This window comes from Sphingomonas fuzhouensis (assembly GCF_034659795.1).
In the GTDB taxonomy this organism is placed as follows: Bacteria; Pseudomonadota; Alphaproteobacteria; order Sphingomonadales; family Sphingomonadaceae; genus Sphingomonas; species Sphingomonas fuzhouensis.
Genome location: NZ_JAXSQY010000013.1, coordinates 43063 through 61194, shown reverse-complemented (window position 1 = coordinate 61194; position 18132 = coordinate 43063). Strand labels below are relative to the sequence as shown.

Sequence of the window (18132 nt, the reverse complement as noted above, 5' to 3'; positions counted from 1 at the left end):
CCGGACGGATTCAAGCCTAAGAAGGAGGCTTGGGGCTATCCCCTGAGCATAGGCTTATGTCCGTGTCCGAGATCATCACCGACGGCGGTCGGCGTCGTCACTGGGGTTCCACCGAGAAGCTGAGGATCGTTGAGGAAACGCTCGATGGTCGCGAGAGCATATCGGTGGTGGCGCGCCGCAATGGCGTGGCCCCGAACCTGCTGTACCGCTGGCGGCGGCTGATGCTGGAAGGCGGAAGCGTCGCGATCGTCGGCGACGATGACGTAACCAGCAACCGTCAGGTCCGTGAGATGGAAGCCCGCATCCGCGAACTGGAGCGCCAGCTCGGCCGCAAGACGCTGGAGGTCGAGATACTGAAGGAGGCGCTGGAGCGCTCGCGCCCAAAAAAAGCGAGCTTGCTCATGCACTCGCCGCTGCCGGAGACTATCCGGTGAGCCTGGTCGCCAGCACGCTCGGCGTCGGACGCTCGACGGTGTACGACCGCCTGACCGGCAGCACCAAGACGCGCGGGCCATACACGAAGGCCGACGACGCGGACCTGTTGCCCCGCATTCGCCAGATCGCCGCGCAGCGGCCAACATACGGCTACCGCCGCATCGCGGCGGTCCTCAATCGACAGCAGCGCGCCGAAGGACTGGTGCCGGTCAACCACAAACGCGTCTACCGCATCATGGCAGCCAACCGCCTGCTGCTGGCGCGGCGCTATACCGAGCGAACCGATTACGGTCATGACGGCGTCGTGGTGGCGATCCGCTCGAACCTGCGCTGGTGCTCGGACGGGTTCGAGTTCACCTGCTGGAACGGCGAGGTCGTGCGCGGCGCCTTTATCATCGACGCCCACGACCGCGAGATCATCGCCTGGCACGCCGTCACCAATGCCGGCATCAGCGGTTCGGACGTGCGCGACATCATGCTGGAAGCCGTGGAGGCCCGCTTCGGCGGTATGCGCACGGTCGCGCCGGTTGAGATGCTGTCCGATAACGGCTCGGCCTATACCGCCCGCGAAACGCGGACCTTTGCCCGGCAACTCGGGCTCAAACCCTGCTTCACCCCTGTCCGCAGCCCGCAATCCAACGGCATCTCCGAAGCCTTCGTGCATACCCTCAAACGCGATTACGTCCGCGTCTCGTCGCTACCCGATGCACTCACCGCGTTGACATCGCTTGCCGGATGGATCGAAGACTACAACGACAACCACCCTCATTCAGGGCTCAAAATGCGTTCCCCGCGCGAGCATCGCGCAATGGTTTCTGCAACCGCTTGAATCCGTCCGGCCAAACGGGGGCCAGATCAGTCACCGACGCCCTTGGCCTCCTTAACGGCAACCAAGTGGGGGCAACCGACGAGATCATCGCGCGGTCATCTGCGTCCTACGATACGTTCTTCAGTGCCTGACTAAGCCGCTCTCTCACATCCTCGTAGCGCGGATCGTCTATCATAGCCTTTAGCTGTTCCGCATCCTTACGATCGGCAACGATCGTCAGCGTGTTCGCAAACACCCAGCGCGTCTCGGCATCCTGTTCGCGACGAAGCTCCGCCAGCAGTGCTGGTCCAGCCAATCCTTCCGCTTCCCCGACAGCCAACGCTCGCCCGATGCCTTGGCGCAGGACCGGATGGGTCGTGACCGGAAGATGCTTCAGCAGGACCGGGATCGCTTCAGGGTAGCTGTCGCTCGTGTTCACCATCTCGAAGACCGACGTGAGATGGCTCCCTGCAGCAGCCAAGTCTCGCACCAGGAGCCGTTCCTCTGGTGCCATCTCTGCCTGCATCGCATCCACGGATGCTTGATGTTTCTCCCGACGTTGACGGTCCTGCTCGACCCATTCTGGGTCGGCTTCCAATTCGGCCATCAAGTCTGCAGCACCGATAGAGCTCTTATTTTTAACCATCATCATTTTCCCGGAATTATCGTCAGCACAATTTCGCCTCGACGCACTGCATCCGCGAAGAGTTTGCTCAGTCGCGTCTGCCCAAGCGGATTTGATGCGCCACGAACGTATAGCTCGAACGTCAATCCCTTGTCCTCCGCGCAAGCGGAGTAATCACGGAGCTGCCGAGTATAACCTTGATGAGAAACATTTTTTGATTCAATCAACCGCGCACCCTTAAGGTCTATCGTGTCCTGGAACCGCAGCTGGTTGCTGCCGGGAATACGGATACCGACCTTCGGTCCGGTGATCCCAATCGCTTGCTCACCCTCAAGGCCAAGCCGTGCGGCATGGGCCGTTGCACTCTCTACGGCCGTCCGCCCCAATCCGATCCTTCCGAGGAGGCTCGAACCCGCCCGAGCGATCACATTGCCTACGCGGAAGCCAACAACACCGCCCGTAAAGTCGGTCCCCGCGCTCGAAGCGGTGTCGGCTTCGCCCAGGGCGGGTCGGTAACCCAGACCGGTCGCCGTCGGGGACAGTCCGGCGACGCCTGTATTGGCGGCCAAGCTGGTCCCGGCGCCCCAACCCGCCGTCGCAACCAAGGCCGCGGCGCCCGCCAGCCAGTTCCTCGGTCAGCTCGGCAGCGGGCAGGCGCCTACTGGACCAGCATCAATCTGGCTCGGCCAGCCCGATCCTTCTCAGTTCCTGTAACCCCTTCAACAATGGATCCCGCTTAGACTTAGCGGCACCAAGGGGCGCAACAAAGACCGTGTCCGCATCGCCGTCACCCAGAAAGAGATTTACCATGAACGGCCACAGCTTGTTCGACGGATCAAGCTGCTTTTCTCATCTTGGCGCGGCCGCTTGCAGGGCACGCTCCCGAATAATCAGTATCTGACTTTCGATATCACGCTGGACCAACCGACCCGGAACACCGCGGATATCAAATTCGTTGAAGCGAGCCTTGCTGATGTCGAGCGCATACCCAACACCTGCATAGAACTTTCTTCGATATTCATCGAACGGCCTCTGCTTGTCATTCCCTACAGGTTGTTATTAACCTGCCACGATTACCGCAGTTTCATAACAACCTCTAGAACGCTACAAAAAGCCGGGTCAAGGCGGATGATATCAGCTGCATTTCCTCCAGCCATCGCATAACGTCGACTTCTAGCTTATCCTCCAAAACTACGCGACGCTCTGCCGATGACATCCCAGCCAATCTCAAAGCTGACCTCTCTACGGCAACAGATCAGGCGACAGACGCATCCTTAAGGGCCGCGTTCATCCATTCATCAAAATCTCTGAAGGAGTAAGAACGTCCGGACTCGTCCAAAATCAGCATCGATACCCCCGGATTCCCGCTGCGGTCGTCACCATCGAAACACGCAATATCTCCGCGACCGTCGTCAACTTTTGCAAACGGGATAAGATTGCGCCCATCATATTCGCGGATGCTAAAAAATAGCTTTCCAGCCTCAGATGCTGCATCGACGAACCACCACGGAGCGATGGGCGGATAGGACCCGGACTCGGCAATGCGCCGGAAGCCCGCGGGATAAGCGAAACCCGAGGGCAACTGCTCCGCTCGATAAAGCTGAAAATTGCTCATTCCGACCTCAACGTTTTACGACCGGATCGTAGATCGCCACGCCCGCTACGATACCTGCTCGTGCCCGACCACTGAGAAGTTCTGGGTAAGCGTTCGTCGCCCATCCTTCAGATGGATATTTACCGCATCATAGTTGTGCTCAACATCCAACCGCCACAGCGCATCATCGGGCATTTTAATCTGCAACGAGAGCGGGAAGGTGACGCTAATATCGATTGGGGTGGCACCTTGCCCTTTCGGCATCACCCTGGTCTCCAAGTGAAGCGGTCCTTTACAGGTAATCGATAGGAGCTGGGCACCAGGAGTCTGGGCGTATAGCTCCCCCTCCACATCGTTGGTTACGAACTGGCGGAAGTTGCCCCCACGTCCCAACCAAGATATCATGTGTGCGACCTCATCGACTTGCGCGAAGCCGAACGCCTCGATCCGATGCGGCTTGTTCAATGATGGTATCATATCCATTAGATCAACGCAGCTCATATTATTCGAGGTACACCGGGAATTCGATCATTATGATCTTCACCTAACAAAATCAGATCGAACGTCATTTCAAGTTTGCTGGCCATATCTAGCATCATGCTTTGCTCCGCCCGCATATACGGAGCCTCAGCCTGCAACATCTTCGTCGCCGTTCGTATTTCATTGAGCATGGCCTTGGGCACTAACGCTTGGTTCTTCAGCTCCTGGGCCAGCCTTCGAGCATCCGCATCGATCCGCTCAAACGCCGCCTCATCCAATACGCGAACAGTCTGGATTTTCAGGAGGAAGGCCCCAAGCCCGTCTTTCAGATGCTCAAAGATCGTCTCCGCTTCGGTCATCGGGGCCATATAATCGCCTCGCGTGGGATTGTCCCGTGGATCGTCACCTCCTGGCCCCAGATAGATCGATGATATGGCAATCCTTCCACGCCGTTCACACGCGGAGCAGTCCGCCACACCTCAACTTGAAGCGAGTTGACCTTACTGAGATCAATGGCGACGACACCATTCCCGCTATCGTAGGCAGTCGCGACATCGAGCCGCTTGCTAGTGGATATCCAAGGGCTATTTTTCGCCGCCCCACCGATACCCGGCCCGCTGTTCGCCACGTGCTCAGCGGCAGACCACGTGCCTTGTGGCGCTTTGGCCGTAAATCCCTGGCCCGACCGAAGCGCAACGGCATCGGCCTCGGTGAGCCCGCGATACACGATATTGGGTGCACTCTCTACGGCCGTACGCCCCAATCCGATCCTGCTGAAGAGGCCCGAACCCGCCCGAGCGATCATATTCCCTACGCCGAAGCCGACCACGCCGCCTGCAAAGTCGGTCGCCGCGCTCAAAGCGGTGTTGGTTTCGCCCAGAGCCGGTCGGTAACCCAGGCCGGTCGCCGTCGAGGACAATCCGGCGACGCCTGCATTGGCCGCTAAGGTAGTCCCGGCGCCCCAACCCGCCGTCGCCACCAAGGCCGCGCCGCCCGCACCGACCAACGCTCCACCAGCCGAACCGAGCAGGAAGCCTCCGAACAGGCGATTGACCTCCGATTCCGCCGTGCGATCCCACTGTTCGATCAGTCGCCGGTTGTTGGCGATCGAAGCGTCGAACTGCTGCTTTCCCTCGACGCTATACCGGCCGGTGCCGTATTGCGCGTCATAGGCCTGAACCCGCGCCTCCAGCGTACCCAAGTCGATCGCGTAACCCGCATCCCGCGTCACCAGATTCGGCTTTCCATCCGATCCGATCCCCGCCATGCGCTGACCGTTCGCGCGATCCAGCGCGGCCTGTTGCTCGGCGAGCCGGCTTTTGACCTCGGACGCGAACTGCCTGATTTCGGTAGCCTCCTGCGGCGTGATCCGGCCACTTGCCCGAAGCTCGGCGATGCGCCGTTCGATCGACTCCGATGTGCCGCCCGTCACCACACCGCCATCGTCCAGCGCAGCCGGATCGACCGCCAATCTCGGGACCCTGCTTCCCGATCGGAGACTGGCTTCGCCGACGGCTTGTGCAGCCAGCCGCCCGATGGTGCTGCCGATCACATCGGGGAGGACCGACAGGATGTTGTCGCCGAAGCTCGTACCCTCCACGAGGCTGCGCGTGGCGGCACCTGCGATCCCCGAGGCCGCGCCGGACAGCAGTTGCGCGCCGAAGGACGACCCGCGCGGGGCGGTGGCATAGCCCACCGGTCCCGTAACACCCGCGGCGGCCACGCCCGCCCAGTCGAACCGGTGCTGAAGGCCCGTGGCCACCGCGATGCCCTGGGTCAGCACATTACCCGCGAGGCCGCTCACCGCCGCACCGGCCACGCCGCCGACCCGGCTGGCCAGGCCGCTGGCGCCGATACCGGCACCGACCCCGCCCGAAATCGCCGCCAGCGCCACGCCCTTGAACGAGAATTGGTCCTGCAAGCCCGTTGCGACACCGACGCCCTGGCTCACGGCCGAACCAACGGCCGCCGACCCTGCACCGATCGCGATCGCGCCCAGCGTCCCGCCCAGGCCGCCGCCCAGAGCACTCGCAACGCCGCCGCTCAGGACCGTGGAGATGCCCGCCCCCAGCGAACCCACGCTCGGCGCCAGCGCCGCGACTGCGGCCCCGGCCGTCACCACGGTCACCGCGACCGCGACCACCGCCAGCAGGATCGCGCCGAAGATGCCGCAGCGGTTGCGCCTGCCGCCCTGGGCCGCGCGCGGCTGGGGGACGGGGGTGTTGGGCTGGACGTCGCCCAGCGCCTCGGCGGGGTCATAGGGGCGCCAGGTGTCGGCGGTGTTGCCCCGGTTGACCACGGTCGAGGGGATGGACAGCACCTGTCCCTCGGCCAGCGTCGCGTCGGCGGTGAGGCCGTTGGCGCCTGCGATCAGATACCAGAGGTTCGCATCGCCCCAGAGTGTCTGGGCGATGCCCGCCAGCGTGTCGCCGCCGCGCACCGTATAGCTTTGCGGCGTGGTCGCGACGTTGCGGTAATTCACCGCATCGTAATTCTGGTCGAAGTCGGCATGGGCCGCGCCCGAAAAGGCGCCGTTACGGAATGGCCCGGCCGGGTTGGCGGTCGTCGATTGCGGCTCGGCGGACCGCCCCTCGGCGACCGCCGCGGCGAAGGTCGTGTTGTCGGTGCCGTCATTGCCGACCTCGCCCATCACCACGCCGTCGAAGATATAGCGCTTCTCATGCGGGTTGGCGGCGGGGGCGTTGGTATATTGCGGCAGTTCGTCGCGGGTCAGGATCTGCCCCGCCAGGTCGGTCGTCACCGCCACGGTGCGCGGACGGGTGCCGCCGGTCAGCGTCACGCTCTGCAGCCGCCCCGCCTCGTCATAACCGTACAGCGACTGGGTGGTGCCGTCCGTGTTGGTCAGCGTCACCGCGCTGGTCAGCGGCCCGTCGCGCCAGACATAGCGATAGGTGGTCGTGGCGTTGGACGTCGTGCCGCCGCCGTCCTTCCAACTCTGCACCGCGCTGGACGACAGGGTGCCGTCCGGGTTGTACCAGTTGGTCGAATAGCTGTTATAGGTCTCGGTGCCCCGCCGCTGCGTCGCGCTCTCGGCCGTCACCCGGCCGCGATTGTCATAGGCGATGCCGTAGCGCGAGCGCACGACCGTCGCACCGTCCGGATCATATTGCTGCTCGGACAGCACCCGGCCCAGCGCGTCGCGCTGATAGCTCGCCAGCAGCGTCTCGGGCCCGAAGCTCCCGGCCGTCACCGCATCCGACTGATACACCGCGACCAGCTGGCCATCGTCGGAATAGACATAGCGTTCGCGGTGTTCGCCGGAGGACGCCGTACCCTCCTGGCCTGCGGCCGTAACGCCCGTAGCGGTGGTGGCGCTGACCCGCTGCCCCGCCGCGTCGTAGAGCAGGCTGACGCCACCGCCCCGGACGATCGTACCCCCCGCCCGCTCGCCCTGGTCGAGGACAACGCGGTTCATCGCGTCATAGAGATACCAGCGCGTCTGCGGTCCGCTCTGGAGCGATGACAGCCCGGTCGGGTCCATCGGCCGATAGCTTTGCGTCAGGCTGCGGATATTGCCGACCGCGTCATAGCTCCAAGACAGGGCGGCATTGGCCACTCCGCCATCGGCGGCAAGGTCGGTCCATGTCGCCATCCGGCCCAAGAGGTCGTAGGTGGCGCGGCTGTCCTGCTTGACCGTGCTGCCCGCGACCAGCCGCTCGTACACCCGGTTGCCCGATGCGTCATAGCCATAGGTCGCAGCTTGGCCCGCCTCGGTCACGTTCGCGAGCAGGCCGGTATTGTAATAGCCGAACGAGACCGTCCACCCGCCCGCCGGGTCGCTATGCGTCTCGGTCGTCGCCCGTCCGGCCAGGCTGTATTCGACCTGGGTGAGGTTGCCGCCCTGGTCGGTACGCTGCTGGACATGACCGAAGCTGTCGGTCGTCTCGGACGCCGCCACTGCGCCGTCGACGCCGAAGCGGTCGGCGGGGGTGCTGACCGTCTTGACCCAGCCGCCGGTGACGCCGAGCCCCGCCGTCTGCGCGGACGCGCTCCATTGATAGCTATAGGTGGTCAGGTCGCCCGCGAAGTCGACGCTGGCGACGACACGGCCTTGCAAGTCGTAATCGGTGGTCTCGACGCCTGCCACGACCAGGCCGGGCGCGCCGCCTTCACCGTCATCCTCGGGGCTTTCGTAAGTCGTCACGCCGGCGGGCAGCAGCACCGCATAGCCGCGCACCGAATCATAGACCCAGCGCCGCTCCTCCGGCCCGGTCGCGGGATAGCTGACCGGCATCGTCAGCCCCTTGTTGGTGCCCGCCGCCCCGCCGGTATCGCCCTGGATCAGATAGCGGCCACTCGGCGAGAGGTAGAAGGTGCCGCCCGCCACCTCGTCATAATAGGGATAGGTCTGTCCGACGACCGGCGCCTGATAGACCGAGTTGGAATGCCGGATACGCTGGCCCAGCCCGTCATAGGCATAGGTGTCGGTCAGCCGGGTCGTTGTCGCGCCCGGCATCGCCTGGGTCAGCAACCGCCCCAGCTTGTCGAAGGTGCGGTCGGTGCGCCGCCCGAGGCCATCGATAGCGGCGATGGCGTCACCGAAGACGTTGTATTCGCTGGTATTGGTGCTGGCGTCGGGACGATATTCGACGCGCACCAGAGCCTCTTCGTCACCATAGCCACGCCCTTCCAACAGGGTGCGACGGGTGAGATAGCCATTGGCGTCACGGGTGCCGATCGCACGGCCCGACAGATCGTAATAGAAGCGGTCCGTCGGGCTCTGGCTGACCGAGTTCGTATCGGCGAGCGTCACCGTCACGGTGGGGCCGTTACGCTCGATCAGCTTGCCGATGCTGTTGTAGCGATAGCTGGTCGTGGCCCCACGCGGATCGACATCGGACACCACATCGCCAAAGGCATTATGGGCCTGGGTCCGCGACAGCGTCACCGGCGCTGCGCTGGTTCCATCGGCTTGCAGGCCGCGTTCGCGGCCGACCTCGTAACTGGCGGTCGCCAGATTGCGGCGATCGTAAGTGGTATAGGTCACGACCGCGTCGGCATTGCCCGCCAACCCGCGTTGCAGCAGCGCACCGACTGCCGCCTCGGTGGCATCGAAGCCGTTGCTGGCGACGGTCAGGGTCGCATTGCCATTGCCGTCATAGCCATATTCGCGCCACACCCCGTCACGCGCATTGGTCTTCACCACCCGGCCGAGCGCGTCATAGACACGGCGTTCCTGAACGGTGCCGTTGACGGCGGTGAACACCGCGTCGCCGAATGCGTCATAGCCGGTGGTCGACAGGTCGCCCCGATACCAGCGATCGTTCGACAGCGACGCGGCATAGCGGCCGACCGTGCGGCCGACCGCGTCATATTGGGTGAAGCGGCCCTCGGTGACGACATCGCCGTTCGAGCGCTCGCGGTCATAGCTTTCGCGCAGCACGCGGCCGACCGCGTCATAGGCGAAGGAACGGGTGAAGCCGGTCGCATCGGTCTGGCTGACCAGCCGCCCGCCCGCGCCATAGACGAAGGCATTGACCCGGTCGGTGGCGGCGGGCGTGATCGGCGCAGTCGTCGGCGCGGCGCTACGCTGCGGCATCGCGATCACCGGGTCGGCGGGCGAGAAGGTGAAGTCGGAGGGCTGGATTTCCGCGACCGTCAGCGACTGGAGAATGATGCGCGGCGCATTCGCCATGGTGACGTGGACGTCGGCGCCGACCTGCGTGAAGGTCAGCTCGGCAAAGCTGCGGCCGGGGATGACGATACGGTCGCGGCCGGGCGCGAAACCGGCGATCATCCCCCAGTCATATTGGGGGTTCCGTATCCAGTCGTTGGGGGAAAAGATGCTGTCGTCGAAGACGAAGGTGTCATTGCCGTTGCCGCCGATCGCGAGCACACCGACGCTGCGCACTTCGATCAGGTCGTTGCCGTCACCGCCGCCGACGGTGCTCAGCCATTGCCCGCTGATGAGATGATCGTCGCCATCGCCACCGCCGAACGCCCTGCCATGCCCCTCGCCGGGAAGGACGATCAGGTCGTTGCCCGCCGTCCCCTGCGATTCATAATTCGTGCCTGTCGGCCTATTGGTGATGAGCGGGGTGGGAAGCCGGTCGCCGATCGGCCGTGAGCCGGTGAAACCCGACCGGTCGATGACGAAGTCGGCGGCAGTGACGCTCGCGGCATCGGTGTTGCGCAGCACGATTCGGGGCGCATGGAGGAAGCGCACTTCCGCATCGGCGCCATTCTGGACGATGGTCAGGTCCGCGAAGCTCGTGATCGCGTTCAGGATCGCGATCTTGTCGACGCCGGGCGTGAAATCCGCGATATCGCCCCAGCGCTCCTCGGGACTATAGCCGTATTGCTGCCCGACGAGATGCCCCATGTCGAAGACGAAATAGTCGCTGCCCGCTCCGCCGACCCCATAGAGGAACGTGCGGAATTCGAGCACGTCGTTGCCCGCGCCGCCGTCCATCATGCCGTTCCAGCTGCTGTTGATCAGCCAGTCATCGCCGTCGCCGCCCTCCAGGCCGTAATTATTCCCCCCGCCCTCTACGGCAGAGATCATGTACATGTAATCATTGCCGCTGCTGCCATGGACCCGCGAATAGCCATCGGCGGTCGCGATCCCGAAGCTGGCGGTGGTCACCGGCACCGGGACCGGGCGGACGGCGGGGACGATATCCTCGAACACCACGGGCGCCGAGGTGTCGACGGAGCCGCTCTCGCGCGCGGTCAGCAGGTTGTTCAGATCGTCATAGGTGAAGTCGGTGGTGCGGCGGATGCCGCCCAGGCTGCCGATCGGGGCATCCTGTTGACGGATCAGGCGGCCGCTATCGTCATAGCTGTACTGGGTGACGTCGCCGGTCGCCTCATGCTTGCTCAGCACCTCGCCCAGCGCGTTATAGGTATAGCGGATCACCGCGCTGGTCGCCGCCGCTTCGGTGCCGGTCGCCCCGTCCATCAGGCCGGTCACGCCCAGCCGTTCCTCACGGATACGCTGGCCGTTGCGGTTATAGGCGAACAGGGTGACGCGGTCGTTGGCGGCGTCCGCCACCGTCTGCCCGATCACGGTCGCTAGCGACGTCGTCTCGCTATAGGTGCCGCCGACCCGGTTGGCATAACGACGCTCGGCGGTGACATTGCCCTCGGCGTCGCGGACCCAGCTCGTCAGATAGCCCTCGCCATCGACCTTGCCGATCTCGCGGCCCAGTCTGTCGAACCAGTGGAGGACGGTCGCGCCGTTGCCGTCGGTCGCGCGCACGACATTGCCCAGCCCGTCATAGGCGACGGCGGTGGTGACGCCCTGCACTGTGACATAGTTCGCCCCGTCATACCGCCCGGCGACCGCCGCCGCGACGCTGGTCGAGACCAGCCGGTTGTTCCGGTCATAGGCATAGGCGGTCTCGCGGACGTTGCCCGCATTGGCCGGGGCGGGCGGCGTGCCCCCGGCCGCCGTAGGTAGGGCCACCGGATCGCCATAGACGCGCCGCAGCACCGCATTGCCCGCGCCGTCATAGTGCCAGGTGGTGAGCGTACCCACCGCCGACAGCTCGGCGATCTTGCGGTCCTGGCCGTCATAATAGGTCAGCGAGCGCGCGCCGTTCGCGTCGACCCGCTCGATCACATTGCCGCGCCGGTCGTAGATCGTCCGTTCGATCGGCGCGACCATGGCGGTGGTGCCAAGCTCCGGGTCGACCAGTATTTCGACCGGATCGCCGATCGTCGCGGTTATCCGGTCCAGGCCGTCATAGGTATAGCGGGTGGTCCGTGCCTCGGGCCGCCCCGCCGCCTCGACCTTGACCGACAGGTTGCCGCCGGCGTCATAGGCATAGGTGTTGGCGATGTTGCTGCCCATCGCCAGGCCGCGGGCGGGATCGGTCCAGCGAACCTGGGTCATCGCCTCGACCAGCAGGCCGCGCCGGTCATAGCTGTTGAAGGTCACGCCCCCCAGCTTGTTGACCACCGCCACCCGGTCGCCGAACGCATCGAGGACGTAGCGCTCGGTATTGCCGCGCGCGTCGGTCGTGGCGACCAGCCGATCGAGCCGGTCATAGCCGAAGCTGGTGATCGCGTCGGCACCGCTGCCATAGACGACGGGCATGGTCGTGGCGCTGCCGGGCGATACCGCGCGCTCGGCATAGCGGATCACGCTGTCCTTCTGGCCGGTCGGCGTCCAGTTGGTCTGGGTGACATAACCCTCGGCATCGACCTGCGCGATCAGCCGATCGAGATTGTCATAGTGGAAATAGCCCGAATGGCCGTTCGGGTCGGTAATCTGCACCACGCGGCCAAAGGCGTCATAAACGCTGGTCGTCGCCAGTCCCGCATCGGTCGCACCGACCGGCACGGTTTCGGTCGTCGCGCGGCCGAGCCGGTCATAGGCCGTCGTAACGCTGAAGCTCAGCGGATCGGTGGTGGAGACCCGCTCGCCGAAAGCGTTATAGCCATAATCGGTCCCGGTGATCGCACCCGCGCCGATCTCCCGGACGAGCTGACCCCGTTTGTCGAACACGCGCGTCGTGGTCGCGGCATCCGCCGTCCCATAGGCCGCCGTCGTGCGCACCGCGTCGCCCAGCGCATCATAGTCGAACCGGGTGACGCTGCCATCCGGATCGGTGCGCTCGGTCAACCGGCTGGTCCGGTCATAGCCATAGCGGGTCACCGCCGCGTCGACGGGGATCGCGGCGGGCAGCAGCGCGGCCAGTTCCCCCGTCGTCGTCGCATCGGTCAGGCCGGAAATGACGGCGGCATAGCGGATAGTCGTCGTGAGATTGCCGACGCCGTCATAGCGGCGCTCGGTCACGAAGCCCTCGCCATCCACGGCAAAGGCCTGTCGCCCGGCCGCGTCATGGAAGGTGCGGGTGACGCGGTCATTGGCGGCGGCAGACACGCTCGCCTGCGCCAGCGTGATCGCGGGCGGATAGGCGTCCAGCGTCGCGCGCGCGATCGGCGTCGCATAGCTCTTGGTCCACGCGATCCGGCCGAGCGCGTCATAGCCCATCGCCGTCACGCCCCCGAGCGCGTCGACCGCCGCGATCCGGCGATTGGCGGCGTCGTACACGTACCGCGTGGTACGGCCCGCCACATCGGTTTCGGCGACCACATTCCCGTTCGCGTCGCTGACGAAGGTCGTGACCTGATTGAGCCGCCCCGCCCCTGCGTCGCGGGTCTCGCTCTCCAGCCGCCCGGCGGAGTCGTAAGCATAGGCGGTGACTTGCGCCGTGGCGGGCGGAGTCGCGCCGATCAGCGCGCTCGCCTGGTCCAGCGTCGTCGCCCCGTCGATCGCCGGATAGCGGTCGGGATAGCGGATCTTCTGGATCAGGTGCGACGCTTGGTCATAGGCATATTGGGTGACATAGCCCTCGGCATCGACATCGATGCGCAGCCGGTCTTCGCGGTCGTACAGCGCGCGGGTGACGCGATCGGCTGGGTCGGCGTTGGCGGCGGCCCAGCTCGCCATCGCCGCGTCGCTCGGATCGTCGGTGCCGGTATAGGCGGTAACGAAGCGCCGTTCGGACGTCTTGTTGCCCCGGCTGTCATAGGTGAAGGCGGTGACGAAGCCCGAGGCATCGATCCCGTACACGCGCTGTCCGCTGGCATCGAAGACACTGCGGCTGACCGGCGCGGCCTCGCGCTCGGCCGTCGTCATCGCCGCGATGGCGGCCTGCATCCCGGCGACGGTGAAGGTCGCGCTATCGGCCACGGCGACCGGATAGGTGATGGTGCGGACGAGATGGTCGGCGCCATCATACAGCATCTCGGTCAGCGACCCCGCCCCGTCGACGGTGAAGCGCAAGCGGTCGTCGCGGTCGTAGATGGAGCGGGACGGCGTGTCCGCCGCCGGGTTCGCGCTCACCCGCGCCGTGATCGCCGCAGCCGTGGTGACGGCGGACAGGCCCGCCAGCGCGATCGGCGCGGCATAGCCGATGGTGCGGATCGCATTGCCCGCTTTGTCATATTCGGTGCGAACGACCCCGCCGAGCGCGTCCACCGTATAGACGCGCCGGTCGAACGCGTCATAGGCATAGCGGGTCACGGCCCCCTTGGCGTCGGTGACGGCGGCCAGATTGCCGCGCTTGTCATAGGCATAGGCCGTGACATTGCCGAGTGCGTCGGTGGTCGAGGCGAGCCGCCCCGCATCGTCATAGGTGCGCGTGCCGGTGCTGTCCCGCGCATCGGCCAGCGTCACTTCACGCCCGAAGGCGTCATGGCCATAGCTGATGGTCAGCGCCTTGCCGCCACTCGCCGCATCGACGATCCGCGTCTTGAGCAGTCCGCGTCGATCATAGGTCGCAGTCGTCACGATGCTGCGCCCGTCGAGCGGATCGACACGCGCCACCATGTCGCCGAACGCGTTATAGGCCTGGGTCGTGACCGCCGCCTCGGCATCGGTGATCGTGCTGATCCGGCCCGCCTTGTCATAGGTCCAGTCGGTCACCGCATCCCGCGCGCCGTCGGCGATGACGTTCGGCAGCGTGGTGGCGCTCGCGGCATCGCTTGCCAGATTGGCGTAGCGGAGGCTGCGCGTGACCTCGCCGAACGCGTTATGGCTGGTCACGGTCACCCGGCCGATCGCGTCGCGCGTGGTGGTCGTGCGACCGGTCAGGTCGTAGTAGCGATAGGCGGTCTTGCCCCGCGGATCGGTGACGGCCACCACCTGGTCAAAGGCATTATAGGCATAGCTGGTGGTCAGCCCCTCGGCATCGCTTTCGGTGATCCGGCGACCGGCGCGGTCATAGGTCGCGGTCACGCTGTTGCCATTGGGGTCGGTGGTGACGAGGAGATTGCCGATCCCGTCATAGACCATCGCCGTGGTCGCCGCCTCGTCGGTCCCGACGCCATCGGTCCGCGACACCATCCGCCCGGCGGCGTCATAACCATAGCTGGTCTGCGACGCGTCCGCGCTGCCGTTCGCGCGCAGCGTCTTGCCGAGCAGCCCCCCCGCCGCGTCATAGATATAGGCCGTGACCGCACCGGTTCCGTCGGTCTCGGAGGCGACTCGTCCGCTCATGTCATAGGCGGTCGCGGTGGTGATCGCCCGGCCGGTCGCGGCGGCGGCGACCTGCGCATAGCTGGTGGTGTCGGTGACGGCGATCGCATCGACGAACGCCGCCGTGCCGGTGGGACGCCCCTCGGCATCGAAATCGGTCCGCGTGACGAAGCCTTCGCCATCGACGACATAGCGCAGGTCGTTCCGCGCATCATACCAGTGGCGGGTGACGCGATCGTCGCCGACGTTCGCGTTCGCATCCGCCCAGCTATCCATCGCGGCGGCGGTCGGCAGCGACGTGGTCGCGCGCAGCGTCGCATAGCGCGTCACCCTGGTGACGTTGCCCGACACGTCATGGCGATAGCCCGTGACCGCCCCGGTCGCGTCGATCGCATAGGCCAGATTGTCGCGATCGTCGTAAATCGCCCAGGTCGTGCGGTTGTCGGCACGATCGGCGAGTCCGGCATCGTTCAGCGCGGCGCGAACGCTCGCCACGGTCCAGCGCGATGGTGCCGCGATCGATCCGGCATAGCGGATGGTCTGTCGGGCCAGGCCGTTGACGTCGGCGGCGTCGCCATTGGGATAGACCATCTCGGTCACCCGGTTCAGCGCGTCGATGCTGAACACCATCTGCCCCAGCCCGTCATAGACCATGCGGGTGGTCCGGTCGGCTGCGGCGTTGGCGAGCCCGTCGACCAGCGTCGCGAAACTGCCGTTGGCGCGGTTCGACGCGGTAGTGGCGGTCGCAAAGGCCGTCTCCGCGATCTTGCGCCCGCCCGCATCATAGTCGATCCGGGTCAGGAAGCCCTCGCCATCCAGCATCCCGACCATCCGGCCGTTCCTGTCGTAGAAGGTGCGCGACACGGCATCGCGCGCGCTGTCGGTCGTGGGCAGCGTGACGGCGGTGGGCGGCGTGGTCTTGAACCCGCTCACCTGCGTCGCGGTCAGCATGTTGTAATAGGCCGTCGACCGGACGCGGCGCCCGGCGGCATCATAGGCGTTCACGATCGTCCGGCCGGTGCCGTCAATCGTCTGGAGGATACGCCCTTCCCCGTCATAGACAGTCCATGCCCACAGGTCGCCTGCGGTCGCCGCCGGACGGATCGTGGCGATGTCGACCGCCGCCAGCGGATCGGCAAGCGTCGCCAACTGGGCGGTCGTCAGATAGTTGGCATAGGCCACCCGCCCGACCACCCGGTCATTGGCGTCGTAGCGATATTCGGTGACCATCCCATAATGGTCGACATCGGCGACCTTGCGCCCCGCCTGGTCGTAGATGACATAGCTGTTGTGGCCAGTGGCATCGGTCGCCATGCGCATCCGGCCAAGCGCATCATATTTATAAGCGGCAGTACCGGTCGCGATGTTCGTACCGCTTTCGCTCCAGCTGACGCGTTCGCCCGCCTGGTTGTAGGTCGAGGTCTGGACCAGCCCCGCCGCCAGCGTGACCACCGTCGTACTCGCCGCATCGTTGAAGACGATGCTGGTCGTGCCGCCCGCCAGATCGACCGAGGAGACGACCCGGCCCATGCCGTCATAGACATAGGTCTCGGCGGCATGCGCATAGCGGTTGGTGGACAGCAGCTGCCCCGCCTGGTCGTAGGTATAGAAGACCCCGCCCTGCGTATCGCCCGCGCCCGAACTGTCGAGCGTGCCATAGCCATAGCTGGCGGTCATGTTGCCGCGCGCGTCATAGGTGTAGGAGCGCTGGCTGATCTGCGTCTTGTCCGCATTCGACGCCCAGCTGTTCATCTGCGACAGGCTGGGCGTCGCCGTCTTGCCCAATCCGCTGACGTCATAGCGCGCCGCGGTGTAGGTGAGGGTCAGCACCTCCACCCCACCCTTGCCCGATGAATCGTCGTAACGATGCTCGACGACATTGCCGTCGGGCGACAGTTCGAACCGGACGCGGTTGTTGGTGTCATAGACCCAGCGGGCCGTCTGCTGCACTGCGGCCCCGCTCTGGTCGGCGGCGGTGCGCGTCTCGGTCAGGAGCTCGTTCTTCGATCCGAAGGTGCGCGTCGTCGCATGGCCCAGCCGGTCGGTGACCGTCTGGGCCATGCCGTTGGCGGTGAACGAAGCATAGCTGGTGACGTTGCCAAGCGGATCGGTGACCGATGTCAGGTCGCCGTTCGCATTATAGGCGAATTGCGTCACCTGCGCCGTCGCACCGCTCGCCGCCGGGGGCGCGGTGATCTTGGTCAACTGGCCCTTGTTGTCATAATCCAGCCGCGTGACCTGACCGGTCGGGTCGGTGATGCTGGTATAGCCGGACTGATAGTCCAGGCTGGTGGTGCGGGTGATCCCGCTCGCCGCCGTCTGCTCCAGCGTCTTGACCCGCAGCGCCGAGTCATAGGTGATCGCCAGCGAGGACCCATCGGTCTGGCTGATCGAGGCGACCCGCTTCGAGGTGCCGTCATAGGTGTAGGTCGTGACATAGGTCTTGCCGTCGGTCACGCTGTTGTCGGTCGGCGACAGGTCGACGGTGACGGTGGTCAGCCGGTTCGACGAGTCATAGCCATAGCGGGTGCGGGTCAGCGTCTTGGCGCTGTTCGACGCATAATCGGTATAGCCGGTGACGATCTGGGTGATGTTGTTCCCCGACCAGCCATATCGGGTGTAGCCGCCATCGGCGGTCGTCACCTTGTCCAGCTTGCCGCCGTTCAGATAGGCGAAGGTCAGGCTGTTGCCCTTGGTGTCGGTCGCGCGCGTGATCAGGTAGCGGCCGCTGCCCGCCGCATAGCCATAGGTCTCCGTCTGCTGGCTGTCGCCGTCGGTCCAGCTCCAGGTCGCGTTGGAGGCGGTCCAGGTCAGACGGTCATAGGCCCCCGCCCCATCGGTTGCGACATAGGCCGAGGCGCTGGCGTTCCAGGCATAGGTGATTTCCGCCCCGTCGGCCGACACCCGCTTGACGGTCGAGCCCGATGCATTGGCGGTGCCGGTCAGGCCATAGACGCGGCGGTCGGTCGACTGGCGCCAATTGTCGCCATTCTCGTCGGACAGGTCGCCCAGGCTGTTATAGGTGCGCCCGACCGCGACATCGGGGCCGCGCCCGATCAGCATTTCGTCCTGCTGCTGGATCAACAGATTGCCCGTCGCGGCGTTGACATGGATCCGCTCGTTCGCGCGCCCCAGCCCGCTCGACCACAGCATGCCGGCGTTGCCGAGCACATTGCCCGAACCACGCTCCGCACCCGCGCCCAGTCCGGTGAACATCGCGACCATCACAAGATCCCCTT

General features: G+C 65.3%; 7 protein-coding genes. 1 reads left to right on the top strand and 6 read right to left on the bottom strand.

Annotated elements, in window-relative coordinates:
* The first annotated feature begins 56 nt into the window (after positions 1-56).
* Positions 57-1264 (top strand): IS3 family transposase gene (locus U1H82_RS18260; protein WP_322962882.1). Its coding sequence is split into 2 segments (ribosomal slippage): positions 57-381 and positions 381-1264, totalling 1209 coding nucleotides; the frame shifts between segments, so codons are not numbered across the junction.
* Between the two features lie 106 nt (positions 1265-1370).
* Here the strand turns inward: U1H82_RS18260 and U1H82_RS18255 are convergent.
* The 6 genes from U1H82_RS18255 to U1H82_RS18230 all read right to left on the bottom strand — a co-directional run bounded on the left by U1H82_RS18255 (position 1371) and on the right by U1H82_RS18230 (position 18118).
* The gene (locus U1H82_RS18255) at positions 1371-1895 is read right to left on the bottom strand and encodes a HEAT repeat domain-containing protein (RefSeq protein WP_322966418.1); all 525 of its coding nucleotides are present in this window, start codon (positions 1893-1895) and stop codon (positions 1371-1373) included.
* Entirely contained in the window at positions 1892-2437 is a 546-nt protein-coding gene (locus tag U1H82_RS18250; RefSeq protein WP_322966417.1) for a putative toxin, read from the bottom strand. The genes U1H82_RS18255 and U1H82_RS18250 overlap by 4 nt, the downstream gene beginning before the upstream one ends.
* Positions 2438-3123: 686 nt before the next feature.
* Positions 3124-3483 carry an SMI1/KNR4 family protein gene (locus U1H82_RS18245; protein WP_322966416.1) on the bottom strand — a complete coding sequence of 120 codons (360 nt, stop codon included), beginning with the start codon at positions 3481-3483 and terminating at the stop codon, positions 3124-3126.
* A gap of 45 nt (positions 3484-3528) precedes the next feature.
* A complete protein-coding gene (locus U1H82_RS18240; protein WP_322966415.1) occupies positions 3529-3927 on the bottom strand; it encodes a hypothetical protein in 399 nt (132 codons plus the stop codon).
* Between the two features lie 32 nt (positions 3928-3959).
* Entirely contained in the window at positions 3960-4310 is a 351-nt protein-coding gene (locus tag U1H82_RS18235) for a hypothetical protein (protein ID WP_322966414.1), read from the bottom strand.
* Positions 4298-18118, bottom strand: a complete 13821-nt coding sequence (locus U1H82_RS18230) for a DUF6531 domain-containing protein (protein ID WP_322966413.1) — start codon at positions 18116-18118, stop codon at positions 4298-4300. The genes U1H82_RS18235 and U1H82_RS18230 overlap by 13 nt, the downstream gene beginning before the upstream one ends.
* Positions 18119-18132: the final 14 nt, after the last annotated feature.